This window comes from Viridibacterium curvum (assembly GCF_039544165.1).
Lineage (GTDB): Bacteria > Pseudomonadota > Gammaproteobacteria > Burkholderiales > Rhodocyclaceae > Viridibacterium > Viridibacterium curvum.
The window spans coordinates 1-12,569 of record NZ_BAABLD010000027.1; the positions used below are offsets into that span (position 1 = coordinate 1).

The 12,569-nt window shown below is 62.8% G+C and carries 11 protein-coding genes and 3 pseudogenes; 5 read left to right on the plus strand and 9 right to left on the minus strand.

Features of this window, described 5'->3' with window-relative positions; translation table 11 throughout:
* Window positions 1-249: pseudogene (locus ABEA02_RS20005) on the minus strand (hypothetical protein); the annotation flags it as partial.
* 372 nt (window positions 250-621) lie between these two features.
* The gene (locus tag ABEA02_RS20010) at window positions 622-1,539 is read right to left on the minus strand and encodes a LysR family transcriptional regulator (RefSeq protein WP_345534921.1); all 918 of its coding nucleotides are present in this window, start codon (window positions 1,537-1,539) and stop codon (window positions 622-624) included.
* 146 nt (window positions 1,540-1,685) lie between these two features.
* Between ABEA02_RS20010 and ABEA02_RS20015 the strand changes: the two genes are divergently transcribed.
* The gene (locus ABEA02_RS20015) at window positions 1,686-2,285 is read left to right on the plus strand and encodes an FMN-dependent NADH-azoreductase (protein WP_345534922.1); all 600 of its coding nucleotides are present in this window, start codon (window positions 1,686-1,688) and stop codon (window positions 2,283-2,285) included.
* Window positions 2,286-2,363: 78 nt separating this feature from the next.
* The gene (locus tag ABEA02_RS20020) at window positions 2,364-3,254 is read left to right on the plus strand and encodes a pirin family protein (protein ID WP_345534924.1); all 891 of its coding nucleotides are present in this window, start codon (window positions 2,364-2,366) and stop codon (window positions 3,252-3,254) included.
* Here the strand turns inward: ABEA02_RS20020 and ABEA02_RS20025 are convergent, their stop codons facing one another.
* Complete coding sequence (locus ABEA02_RS20025; protein WP_345534925.1) at window positions 3,255-4,229, minus strand: alginate lyase family protein; 975 nt, start codon at window positions 4,227-4,229, stop codon at window positions 3,255-3,257.
* Window positions 4,230-4,694: 465 nt separating this feature from the next.
* On the opposite strand from ABEA02_RS20025, the gene ABEA02_RS20030 reads away from it, so the two are divergent.
* Entirely contained in the window at window positions 4,695-6,710 is a 2,016-nt protein-coding gene (locus ABEA02_RS20030) for a DEAD/DEAH box helicase (protein WP_345534926.1), read from the plus strand.
* Between the two features lie 68 nt (window positions 6,711-6,778).
* Here the strand turns inward: ABEA02_RS20030 and bfr are convergent, their stop codons facing one another.
* From bfr to ubiU, 6 genes and pseudogenes are all read right to left on the minus strand, one after another.
* On the minus strand, window positions 6,779-7,258 hold the full coding sequence (gene bfr, locus ABEA02_RS20035; RefSeq protein ID WP_345534928.1) for a bacterioferritin: 480 nt from the start codon (window positions 7,256-7,258) through the stop codon (window positions 6,779-6,781).
* The gene (locus tag ABEA02_RS20040; protein ID WP_425584693.1) at window positions 7,224-7,511 is read right to left on the minus strand and encodes a (2Fe-2S)-binding protein; all 288 of its coding nucleotides are present in this window, start codon (window positions 7,509-7,511) and stop codon (window positions 7,224-7,226) included. The genes bfr and ABEA02_RS20040 overlap by 35 nt, the downstream gene beginning before the upstream one ends.
* Before the next feature lie 77 nt (window positions 7,512-7,588).
* Window positions 7,589-8,335 carry a pseudouridine synthase gene (locus ABEA02_RS20045; RefSeq protein WP_425584694.1) on the minus strand — a complete coding sequence of 249 codons (747 nt, stop codon included), beginning with the start codon at window positions 8,333-8,335 and terminating at the stop codon, window positions 7,589-7,591.
* Between the two features lie 40 nt (window positions 8,336-8,375).
* Window positions 8,376-8,783: pseudogene (ubiT, locus tag ABEA02_RS20050) on the minus strand (ubiquinone anaerobic biosynthesis accessory factor UbiT); the annotation flags it as partial.
* Complete coding sequence (gene ubiV, locus ABEA02_RS20055) at window positions 8,770-9,654, minus strand: ubiquinone anaerobic biosynthesis protein UbiV (RefSeq protein ID WP_345534933.1); 885 nt, start codon at window positions 9,652-9,654, stop codon at window positions 8,770-8,772. The pseudogene ubiT and the gene ubiV, both read right to left, overlap by 14 nt.
* A 6-nt stretch (window positions 9,655-9,660) precedes the next feature.
* Window positions 9,661-10,683, minus strand: a complete 1,023-nt coding sequence (ubiU, locus tag ABEA02_RS20060) for a ubiquinone anaerobic biosynthesis protein UbiU (RefSeq protein ID WP_345534934.1) — start codon at window positions 10,681-10,683, stop codon at window positions 9,661-9,663.
* A gap of 196 nt (window positions 10,684-10,879) precedes the next feature.
* Between ubiU and ABEA02_RS20065 the strand changes: the two genes are divergently transcribed.
* On the plus strand, window positions 10,880-12,043 hold the full coding sequence (locus ABEA02_RS20065) for an oligogalacturonate lyase family protein (protein WP_345534935.1): 1,164 nt from the start codon (window positions 10,880-10,882) through the stop codon (window positions 12,041-12,043).
* Between the two features lie 277 nt (window positions 12,044-12,320).
* Window positions 12,321-12,569, plus strand: a pseudogene (locus ABEA02_RS20070) (hypothetical protein); the annotation flags it as partial.

The following is a 12,569-nucleotide window of genomic DNA, read 5'->3' on the forward strand; positions in this document are numbered from 1 at the left end:
GTCGACACCAGCCTTGATGAACTTGTTGATGTCTTCAGTAGCCTTCACGGTGACGCGCGTCGAAGCTGCGGAACCGTCGGTTTGCGTTTCGGTGGTTTTGCCGCCAGTCGCGCCGCCGGCTGCGGAGTCGACGTTCTGGGTCTGACGGAACTGGTAGCCAGCGTCAAACTTGCCGCCAACCACGACTTGCGCGAAGGCGCCGCTCGACATCAGGCCAGCAACGGCCACGGCGATGAGTTTCTTTTGCATTGAGTTGCTCCTCGAAATTTTGCGATCCCGGGTGACCGTTGGCGGGCAACGGTGGCGGTACTGTCGCCAGAGTTGCTGTGAGCTCTTCTGGCTTGGGGCGCATTGGAGCAAGCGCGGGGAGAGCACCTCAATTGCATTTTTGGCGCTGTTTTATTATTAAAACGCGTCAGTCCTGGAGCGCCGGGTTCACTGCGAACCTCTCTTTGCTGCGCACGCAGCAATTTTGTAAACTTATGATTTAAAAATAAAAAACAAATGACTTTGTTCTGAGTGATAACGGTCTGCCAGATTTGTTCTGGTTGTGTTTTTTGATTGTTGTCGGCTTGCCGGAGGGCTCGGGCCTGTGGTTTTTTTGCCGAACTCAAACCCTGTTCAGTGCGCTGTCTCGCAGTTGAGCAACGCCGCAGCGAGAGCGTCACTGAATGCCCGAGTACGCGCCGGAATGAGCTTGCGCCCGGGCATGACGGCCCAGATGGTGACGTCCGGCACTCGCCAGTCCGGCAAAACGCGTTCGAGCAGGCCTTTGGCCTGACGCGGCTGGGCGAAGCGATCAGTGAAAGGCGCGATGCCCAGGCCGTGAAGGGCCATCTGCATGCAGAGCTCGACGGCATTTGAGGCCAGCGGACCAGCGGGCAAGCCGCTCCAGTCTTCCCCCTTGTTGCGCAGGAGCTCCCAGGGACGTACTTCGCCATTGCTGCTCATCATGTGCAGGCCGGTATGGGTCAGCAGTTCATCCGGAGTCCTGGGACGGCCGTGGGTGTTGAGGTAGGCGGGGCTGGCGTAGAGGCCGCCGGGCAGGGTGGCGAGACGCCGGGCGACCAGGGTGGCGTCGTCGGGCAGGCTGCTGGCGATGCGGATGGCGAGGTCGAACTGTTCGGCGAGCAGGTCGACGCGGCGCGCCGAGAGATCGAGCTCCAGCCGGATTTCGGGAAAGTCGGTGCAGAACTGCAGGAAGAAGCTGCTGAGCACCAGATTCTCCGAGAAGCCCGGCGGCAGCGACACGCGCAGGCGGCCGCGCGGCGTGGCCTGGCGGTGCAGGGCGAAGGCCTGGGCGGCCTCGGCTTCTTCTAGCAGCCGACGAGCATGTTCCAGCACGCCATTGCCGAAGTCGGTGAGCGAGAGCTGGCGTGTGCTGCGGGCGAGCAGACGTTCGCCGAGCCGGGTTTCGAGTGCGGCGAGGCGGCGCGACACGGTGGACTTGGGCAGGCCCACGCGTTCGGCGGCGCGCGTGAAGCTGCCTGCTTCGACAACGCGGGCGAAAAGCAGCAGGTCATTGGCGTCGAGTTCCATGGCGATTTCCTTCGGGATGATTGTTGCTGCAGCGGAACAATGCTATCCATTCTGACGCCTTCCGACCCGTTTTTCGCAGGACTAGAGTGCATTCATCGCAGCACGGTTTCGAGCCCAAGCTGCTTCTGCCCGAACGGAGAAACACCATGAACATCCTGCAAATCAACGCCAGCGCCCGTAGCGAAGGCTCCCAGTCCACCCTGCTCGCCAGTGAGGTCGTCGCCCGCTTGCTGGACGCGCATCCCGATGCCCATCACGTTGTGCGCGACCTCGCCCGCAATCCGATCCCCGTGCTCGACGAGGCGGCGCTTGGCGCGCTCTTCACGCCGGCCGAGCAACGCACGCCGGAACAGGCTGCCCGCGTCGCCATTGACGATGCCGCGATTGCCGAGATCCAGGCGGCTGACGTCGTGGTGCTCGGCGTACCGATGTACAACTTTGGCGTGCCCGTGCAGCTGAAGGCCTGGATTGATGCCATCTCGCGTGCCCGCGTTACCTTCCAGTACACCGCCAACGGTCCCGAGGGTTTGCTGACAGGCAAGAAGGTGTATGTGGTTCTCGCCCGTGGCGGGCTCTACCGCGACACGCCGGCCGATTCGCAAGTGCCTTACCTGCGCGCGGTGCTGGGCTTCCTCGGCATGAAGGATGTGGAGTTCATCTATGCTGAAGGCCTTGCGATGGGTGAAGAGGCTGCGGCCAAGGCGATTGCTGCGGCACGTCGCGACATCGAAGCCATTGCGGCCTGAGTCTCCGCGCCCCTTTCCTCCCACCGGAGGGGGGGGGCGCGGATGCCCGCCGTGCTGTATGCAAAACAGGAGAACAACATGACCGCCCCCCGACTCGATACTGTGACCCGTTCGCGCACTGTCGAACGCCTCGTTCAGGGCATGCCCACCTCGGATGGTGCAGGTGTCAAGCTGACCCGCGTGCTGACGCAGAACCTGCAGCGCCGGCTCGACCCCTTCCTGATGCTCGACGCTTTCCGCAACGAGAATCCGGAAGACTACATGGGCGGCTTTCCCGATCACCCGCACCGCGGTTTCGAGACGGTCACGTACATGCTCGCCGGCCGCATGCGTCACCACGACAGCACCGGCAATGAGGGCCTGCTGGGCCCCGGTGGCGCGCAATGGATGACGGCGGGCAGCGGCCTCATCCACTCCGAATTGCCCGAGCAGGAAGACGGCCTCATGGAAGGCTTCCAGCTGTGGGTGAACCTGCCGGCCAAGAACAAGATGATCGCGCCGTACTACCGCGACATCCCGAGCGAGCGCATTCCCGAATTCACCACGGATGCCGGCGTGACGGTGCGTGTGATCGCGGGTGAGAGCCAGGGTGTCGCGGGGGCCGTGCAACGGCCGGATACCGAGCCGCTTTACCTCGACGTGCATCTGCCGGCGGGCGGCCGCTTCGTGCAGCCGCTGCCGGTGGGTCACAATGCTTTCCTCTACACCTATCGGGGCGAGGCAAGCGTCAACGGCACGGCCGTAGCAGATCGGCACATGGCTATTCTTGCCAATGATGGTGCGGACGGTGTGGTGATCGACGCGGCGCAGCCGACGCGTGTGATCCTGATCGCGGGGCAGCCTCTCAACGAGCCGATCGCGCAGTACGGCCCCTTCGTCATGAACACCGCAGCGGAGATCCAGCAGACCCTGCAGGACTATCGCGATGGCAAGTTCGAGGCCGCGACCGTGCAGTCGCTGGAGGCGTGATCAGTCGCGCTTGAGCGGTCCGGCGGCAAGCAACCGAACGCTGCCGCCGAAGTGGTTGTAGGCACAGTTCTTCGATTTGCCAGGTGCAGGCTTACCGAGCAGCACGACCCAGCACTGTGCGGCGTCTGACGGCAGCTTCTGTTTGACGCCCGTGCGCTGCTGGAACCAGGCCGGATCGGCGATGCCGCCCTCCACGCGGGCCAGCAGTTTCTGCAGCCGCCCATCGCGACGCGCGTACCAGTCCTCGCCGCGCAAGCGTGCCAGTTCGGCCATCACGACCAGCGGGGCCAGCGCGAAGTTGTGATAGTGCAGGGCCATGCCGGCGCGATCCATTTCCATTGGCAGGGTGCCGTCGTCATCGACGTCGCCGAGGGCCTTGTCGAACACGCTGCGCGCCTTGTCCAGGTGCGGCTTGCTGTCGGTGGCGACGGCCGTGCCCATCACCGCCAGACCGACCCAGTAGTAGTGGTTGTTGCGCTTGTGCTTGGGCGAATCGAACAGCGCGAGCGACTGATCGGCAATGTCCTGCATCCACGGCGCAATGCGCCTGGCCTGGTCCGGCGTAGCAAGATCGCGCACCTTGAGGTAGGCCACGGACAGGCCGGCGAGCATCCATTTGCGTTCGTACTGGGCCTGCGTGTCGCCGCGTCCGTTGATCATGCGGCCCTGCATCGCGCCGCCCGCTGCCCAGCTGTCCAGCCAGGCGAGGGCACAGCGGCCGGCGTCCAGATCCTGCTTTTCCAGACGTTGATCCGCCATCGCGGCGACCTGACGCAGAAAATCCTCCAGTGGTGCGATGTTGTCGTGGTACTGCTTCTCCAGCGCCTTGTCGATCAGCGAATGGTGCGCGTCCGTGTAGAAGGAGTTGGCTTCGATGTCGCGGATGGCAGTGGGCGCATCGGGGCAGGTGGCCTGGGCGAGCGATGGCAGGGTACAGGCGCCGAGGAACAACGAGCGGAGCAGGGGGCGGAGCATATAGGCCGTGCTTTCAGAGTCAGGAAGCGCTATGAACCATAACGGTTCCATGTGGGCCGGGCTGTACGCTGGTTGTGACAATTTGTGCCCCGATCTGCAAAACTCGCGAAAAACGCTTGGTGTTTAGCGGCTTTTATGGAATGATGCGCGGCCTTGTGCAATGCATCAGCGCACAAGCCAAGCAAGTCCATAAAAGCAACACCCCCTGTAGCATCGTCCCCAGCGGGTTCCCGGCAGCACATTGAGGAACCCAGATCTTGCGGCCCGTCCTGCCGCACTTTCCGTCTGTTGGTCGATGTTTTTTGACCAACAATGGCCACCCAAAAGCGGAGTGGCCCAGACGGAGCGCTACCAATCGCCTCCAGTCCGCACGCGCCAGCAAGACGGCGCATGGAATGCATTTGCCCGTGTACTGCACGGCGCAAGCGACGCGTTCGGGCTGAGCAGTGATTGCAGCGGCATGACATGAGCAACACTGAAGCAAGCATCAACAACGAACCCCAAACCAGCGCAATCGACGCGATTGCCGCTTTTGCTGCACAAACCGCAGCGCCTGAAGCAGCTCCCGAGGCCGCTGCAGTTTCCGGCTTTGCCGCCTTCAACCTGGCGCCGCAGCTGATGCGCGCCATCGAAGGTCTCGGTTTCACCCAGCCGACCCCCGTGCAGGCTGAGGCCATCCCTGCTGCCATGAAGGGTGGCGACTGGATGGTCAGCAGCCAGACCGGTAGCGGCAAGACGGCAGCCTTCCTCATTCCGGCACTCAACGTGCTGATGGGGGCCGAGCATTCGCAGCTCAACGCCTTTCTCGGCCCGCGCGTGCTGGTGCTGTGCCCGACGCGCGAACTGGCGCAACAAGTTGCGCAGGACGCCATTGATCTCGTGCGCCATGCGCGTGGCATCCGCATTGCCACCGTCGTCGGCGGCATGCCTTTCGGCAAGCAGATCCAGTCGCTCAAGGGTGCATCGGTCGTGATCGCCACGCCGGGCCGCCTGCTCGACCTGGCCAATCGCCGCGTCCTGCGGATGGATCACACGGCGGCGTTGATCGTCGATGAAGCCGACCGCATGCTCGACCTCGGCTTTGCCGAAGACCTCGAAGCCATCCACAAGCTGTGCGAGGGCCGTTCGCAGACAATGATGTTCTCGGCCACCTTCGCGCCGCGCATCATGCAGCTCGCCGCACGTCTCATGGACGAGCCGGGCCGTCTTGAACTGGCCAGCGCGCAGGACAAGCACGCTGACATCGCCCAGACGCTGCATTGGGTCGACGGCTTCGCACACAAGCGCAAACTGCTCGATCACTGGCTGCGTGATGCCAGCATCGATCAGGCCATCATCTTCACCAGCACGCAGGCCGACGCCGACACGCTGGCTGATGAGCTGGAAGCCGAAGGCCACAGCGCCGCAGCCCTGCACGGCGCCATGCCGCAGGCTGTGCGTAACCGCCGCCTGAAGAGCCTGCGCGATGGTCGAATCCGTGTGCTGGTCGCTACCGATGTGGCTGCGCGCGGCATCGATGTGCCGACCATCTCGCACGTCATCAACTATGGTCTGCCGATGAAGGCTGAAGACTATGTGCACCGTATCGGCCGTACCGGCCGGGCTGGCCGCAGCGGTACTGCCGTGACCTTGGCCGAGTACCGTGATCGTCCGAAGATCATGGCCATCGAGCGTTACACGCAACAACGTTTCAACCCCAGCGTCATCGCTGGTCTGGAGCCGACGCCGCGCGCGCCGCGCGGGGAGCGTCCGCAACGCAGCTTCGGCGACAAGCCGCGCAGCTTTGGCGATCGCCCGCGCTTTGGCAACAGCGATGGCCCGCGCCGCGAATTTTCGGATCGTCCGCGTCGCGAGTTCTCTGACCGCCCTGCACGCGATTTTGGCGATCGCCCGCAGCGTGATTTTGCGGACCGTCCGCCGCGCAGCTTTGGTGACGCGCCGCGTCGCTTCGAAGAGCGCCCGCGCACAGACGGTGAGCGTCCGCGTTTTGACAATGATCGCCCGCGTCGCGAGTTCAACGCTGAAGACAGTCGCCCGCGCCGGTCAGAGGGCGACTCGCGTCCGCCGCGTCGTTTCGACAGTGAAGCGCCGCGTCGTCCCTTCGGTGGCGATGGTGACAGCCGTCCGCGTTTCCAGCCGCGTGGCGAGGGTAGCGCCGACACACCGCGTCGCAGTTTTGGCGATGCACCGCGTCGTGACTTCGGTGACCGCCAGCGCCCGCAAGGTGGGTTCAATGACAGCCGCCCGCGTCCCGCAGGTGGCGGTGATTCGCGTCCGGCGCGCAGCTTCGGCGACAGCCGTCCGCAGCGCGATTTCTCAGGTGACTCGCGTCCCGCACGCAGCGTCGCCGATTCGCGTCCGCAAGGCGGTTACTCGGCAGGTAGCGCTGACAGCCGTCCGCGTCCGGCTGGCGGTGGTCTTGGTGGCGGCGATTCTCGCCCCGCGCCGCGCAAGCAGTTTGCGCGTCGCGATGACCGGTGAGTAGCAGCTGAAAACAAAAACGCCGTACTGTCGCGAGACAGTACGGCGTTTTTACTTGTATCGGTGGATCAGGAGCCGTCCGGCTCCATCTGACTCTGCAGGTAGTTCTGCAGGCCGACCGAGTCGACGAGACTCAGCTGGGTCTCCAGGTAGTCGATGTGTTCCTCAGTGTCGTCGAGGATGGTCTGCAGTATGTCGCGGGAGATGAAGTCACGCACTGATTCGCAGTGGGCGATGGCTTCCTTCAGGTCGCCATGCGCGCCGGTTTCGAGCTTGAGATCGCCAGCCAGGCATTCGGGAACGTTCTCGCCGATCAGCAGCTTGCCGAGGTTCTGCAGGTTGGGCAGACCTTCCAGCAGCAGAATGCGTTCAATGAGCTTGTCGGCGTGGTGCATTTCCTCGATGGACTCCTTGTACTCGTGCTTGCCGAGTTTCTCGAAGCCCCAGCTCTTGTAGATGCGAGCGTGGAGGAAGTACTGGTTGATCGCCGTGAGTTCGTGAGTGAGCTGCCGGTTAAGCAGCTGCAAGACTTTCTTGTCGCCCTTCATGGGGTTTGCTCCTGTGCAGATGAATGATTTCAGGAGCCCGGGCAGCACCGTCGGCGGTGAGCTGTCGCAGGCACGAGTGCGCGCACTCGGCACAACGGCCACATTCAGCCGCCACGCCCAGTTGATCCCGCAGATCCCGCAAACGACGTGCCCCGGCCCCCACTGCCGCCGCGATGTCGCTTTCGGTTACTGCGTTGCACACACAAACGTACATGGATAGTGGCCTTGCGGAACGGTTTGGACAAGCTCGCATCTGCCGATTGTTTCTGCAAATGCGAACGGTTCGCAATTTCGTTCATTTCGGCTTAACTGTCAACGGGTCAACCGGGGTTAACCGTGAAAGATGCGCGAATCAGTCACGCCACCGTTTTCCGCCACCCAGTTCGGGTGGGCTAGCACTTGCTTGAAGTCGTCGGCCGGAGGGCAGACAAGATTCATCTGCGTACCTTCCAGCGGGTGGTGCAGATGAAGGGCAGTGCAGGCCAGCAGCAAGCGGCCAGTAGAAAAGGTCTGTTGAAACAGCCGGTTATGCGCTCCCTTGCCATAGGTGGCGTCGCCGATGATGGGGTGTGCGATGTGCTTGAGGTGGCGGCGCAGCTGGTGCCGGCGGCCGGTTTCGGGCTGCAGGCGCAGCAGGGCGTAGCGGCTTGTGGGGTAGCGGTCGACGCAGACTTCCAGCGTCAGCGTCGCGAGGCGCTGGAAGTGCGTACGGGCTTCCTGTGCTGGCGCGTCGCTGTCGTGGCCGTCTTCCTCGCGGATGCGGCGCAGTGGGTAGTCGATGAGGCCCGCCGACGCCGGCCAGCCACGCACCACCGCCATGTATTCCTTGGTAACGAGGCCTGATTCGAATTGCCGGCTGGCGGCGGTCAGCGCGTCCTTGTCGAGCGCAAAGAGCAATACGCCCGAGGTGCCGCGATCCAGTCGGTGCACGGGCCACACGTGCTGGCCGATCTGGTCGCGTAGTAACTGGATGGCGAAGCGTGTCTCGTGGCGATCCACTTCCGAGCGATGCACAAGCAGGCCGGCAGGTTTGTGGATGGCGATGAAGTGTTGATCGCGGAAAAGGATGTGCAGCATCGGCACAGTGTACCGATGCATGCGCCTAGCTATGCGTCATCAGCCACGCAGGGAGCTCAATGCTGTCCAGCAGGTTCTTCAGTGTCAGCCCCAGTTCGGTGTCGCCTTCAATGAGGAGGCGACGCTGGAAGAACAGGGTGTCCGGGTCTTCCTGACGGCGGATGATGCGTACGAGATCCGCCAGCTGGGCGGTGAAGCGAACGTCGGCAGTGCCCGTGGACGGCGCGAACCGCCCGTTGGGTTGAAGGGTGATGGTGGCTGTTGCGCCAAGATCCTGTACGCAGATTGCAACGCTGCGTCCAGCCATGAAGCTCACGTCATCGGGCAGTTTGCCGAGCTGGCGTGTGGCGTTGAGCGACAGGGCCAGCGCCAGTGACCAGGGCTTTTGCGGCAGGCGCGGGCCGATGCGGGCGAACAGGGTCGGCACAGGAAACTCAGTTGGCAACATGTGCGTGCTCCGTGTGCATGCCGGCCTGACCGGTCCAGTAGCCATCGCAGAGCCCCAGTGGGGCGAGTGCTGACAGACCCGCCGAAGGTGCGCCGTTGAGGCCAGCCCTGAATGCGCGCACGACGTCGCCCGTACCATCGGCTTGCGGGCTGATGCGCAGCAGCTGCACGCCCATGGCCCGCAAGGCATCGACATGGGGTAGCAGGTTGTGAGTTGCCGCCGATTGCGTCTGAATGCCATTGATGACGAGGAAGTGCCGCGCCTCGCGCGTGTCGAGTGGCATGCCGTCCGGGTACTCCTTGCAGCGGAACTGGCAGTCATCCTTTTTCAGGTTGAAGTGGCGTGCCGTGAAGCAGCGCGACGAGAAGGCCAGTGGCAGGCGCCCCCAGGCGAAGACCTCCGTTTCCATTCCGGCAGGCATGCCCTGCAGCACAACAGCAAGGCGTGCTGCGGATATCTCCAGTGGGGGAATCCAGCGGCAGGCACCCAGACTGTGCATCAGCGTCAGGCTGGTGTTGTTGTACAGGTTGAGGTGCGTGCCTGCAATCCAGCGCTTGCCGCGCAGCAAGCCGACAGCGCCCATGTCGTTGGCCTCGACCCTGAAGTCTGCGCTGGAGGTGATGCGCCGCTGGTTGCGCAGCTCGCTCTCGGATTCCAGCAGGGTCTGGCAGGACAGGACGACCTCCTTTCCGGCTGCACGCAATTCTTGCGCGATACTCAGCCAGTCCTCGAGGCGCAGCAGTTGGCGGCGACTGCAGACGACCTCGCCGAGGTACACCACGTCGACGGGCCAGCCGGCGACTTCACGGTAGAAGGCCAGTACGCGTTCGCGTGGCCAGAAGTAGAGCAGGGGGCCGAGGCTGAGCTTCATCGTTGTTTACTTCCAGGGGCGCGCATAGGCGCCGAGGGTGACGTGCTGGCCTTCGGAGACCTTGCCCAGCGCTTGCTGCCAGGCCGGTTTGGCGTTGAAGCGTTCGGGCGAAGCGATGGCTGCGTCGATGGCTGCCCGCAGGGTGCGTGTAACTTCAGCGACATAGGCCGGACTGCGTTGCCGGCCCTCTACCTTGATTGCGGCGACGCCGATACGCAGCAACTCGGGCAAAGCCTCGACAATGTTGAGGCTGGTGGGTTCTTCCAGCGCGTAGTAGGTTTCGCCATTGACGGCGAAGCGACCCTTGCAGAGCGTGGGGTAGCCGGCGGCTTCGCCTTTGGTGTAGGTGTCGATGAGGACGCCCGACAGACGTGCCTCGGTGCCGCGCGCCGTTTCAGTCCAGCGCACGGCCTTCGCAGGTGAGCAGACGCCTGCCGTATTGGGCGATTCGCCTGTGGCGTAGCTCGACAACAGGCAGCGTCCTTCGACCATCACGCACAGGCTGCCGAAGCCGAAAACCTCGATCTCCACCGTCGTGTGCTGGATGACGTGCGCCACCTGCGCCAGGGTCAACACACGCGGCAGCACGGCACGCTGGATGCCGAAAAGGTCGCGACAGAGGTTGATAGCTTCGTAGCTGGTGCAGGATGCCTGCACCGACAGATGTCGCCGCAGCGTGGGGTGGATGCGTGTGGCGTAGTCCAGCAATCCCATGTCGGCGAGGATCACGGCATCCACACCAAGCTCCGCTGCCGCATCGACGGCGGCCCGCCAGCGTGCCTCCTCTCCGGCCTGGGCATAGGTGTTGATCGCCAGGAGTACTTGCCGGCCGCGGCGGTGGGCGTAGTCGACTCCTTCGCGAGCTGTGCGTGCATCAAAGTTCAGCCCCGTAAAGTTGCGGGCATTGGTGGCGTCTTTCAGGCCCAGATAAACCGCGTCAGCGCCGTGGTCAATGGCGGCTTTGAGGGCGGGCAGACTGCCCGCAGGGCAGATCAGCCGGGGGGGCAGGGTCGTGCTGGCGGTAAGCATCTGGGGAGGCTAGCGGCGGTGCGAGCTGCCTTATTTGCTGCGGATCAAGCCATGGCTGCCTTGCAGCAATTCGGCGCCTTGCTGCAGAGCGTTCGCGTACAATTAAAGGCTCCCGTTTTTCTGCCGAAATACCTTCCTACATCGCTGCACTGCGGCGCAGCTGTTTCAACCCGCGCAACATCCAGGAGACTGACCCATGGCCAAGGGCGACATCATCCAGCTCAAATTCCAAGACTTCACCGACTCCGACACCGGTGCCCGTGTTACCCGCCTGACGCCTGTCGATGTGACCTGCCATCGCAACTACTTCTATCAGAAGTGCTTCACCAACGACGGCAAGAAGCTCCTGTTCGGTGCGCTCTTCGACAACGGCAGCTGGAACAGTTACCTGCTCGACCTCGAAACCCAGCAAGCCCGCCAGCTCACCGAGGGCAAGGGCAAGGTCGATAACACCTTCGGTAACTTCCTGTCACCGGACGACAAGTACCTCTATTACGTGAAGGGTGGCCGCGAGCTGCGCCGTGTAGCGCTTGACTCGCTGGAAGAGGAAGTCCTCTACACCGTTCCGCAGGGCTACAAAGGCTATGGCACCTGGGTAGCCAACTCGGCCTGTACCAAGCTGGTCGGCATCGAAGTGGTCGAAGGCGACCTGCTGCCGCTCAAGACCTGGGAAGAATTCGCTGTCCAGTTCCACAAGAAGCCGCGTTGCCGTCTCGTCAAGATCGACATCGCCACGGGCACCAGTACCGTGATTTACGAGCAGGCCAAGTGGATGGGGCATCCGCTTTATCGCCCCTTCGATGACAACACCGTGGCTTACTGCCACGAGGGGCCGCACGATCTCGTCGATGCGCGCATGTGGTTCGTCAATGAAGACGGCACCAACGTTCGCTGCGTCAAGGAACACGAGGAAGGCGAAGCCTGTACGCACGAGTTCTTCACTCCGGATGGCTCGAAGATGCTCTACGTCTCCTACAAGAAAGGTAGTTCCGACCGCTGGATCTGTTCCGCCGACCCCGTGACGCTCAAGAACGAAGAGCTGCTCACCATGCCGCCTTGTTCGCACCTCTATTCCAACTACGACGGCTCGCTCGCGGTAGGTGACGGTTGCGACACGCCGCCGGATGTGCAGGACACGGCTGCGCACACGCACGAGAATGATCCGTTCCTGTACCTGTTCGATCTCAAAAATAAGACCACGAAGCAGATCTGCAAGCACAGCACTTCCTGGAAGGTTTACAAGGAGGACCGTCAGGTGACTCACCCGCACCCTTCCTTTACGCCGGACGACAAGCGCGTGCTGTTTACTTCAGACTTCGAGGGTGAACCCGCGCTGTATCTGGCAGATTTGCCAGTTTGAGTTTCAAGTCGTTGATTAAAAAAGGCCGCGAGAGCGGCCTTTGTCGTTTCTGGCTTGGGGTTGCCGGTTGTTGTGCGTTGCGCCAACCCAAGTGTGTTGCGTGAACACAACAAAGCAGGGCTGCCCACCCTGTCAAATTGCGCCCTGCCTTGCTCCGTGCGTCGGCGCTTTGCCAGAATGGCCCGCAACTTCTCGGTTCGAGAGGTGGAAAAACGGGAGTGCCGGGCGGCCGCCTGGTACAACAAGGCCCGATCTTCAATCCATGAGGAGCAATTCAATGCAAAAGAAACTCATCGCCGTGGCCGTCGCTGGCCTGATGTCGAGCGGCGCCTTCGCGCAAGTCGTGGTTGGCGGCAAGTTTGACGCTGGCTACCAGTTCCGTCGCACCCAGAACCTGGATTCGGGCGCTGGCGGCGCGACCGGCGGCAAAACCACCGAAACGCAAACCGACGGTTCCGCAGCTTCGACGCGCGTCACCGTGAAGGCTACTGAAGACATCAACAAGTTCATCAAGGCTGGTGTCGAC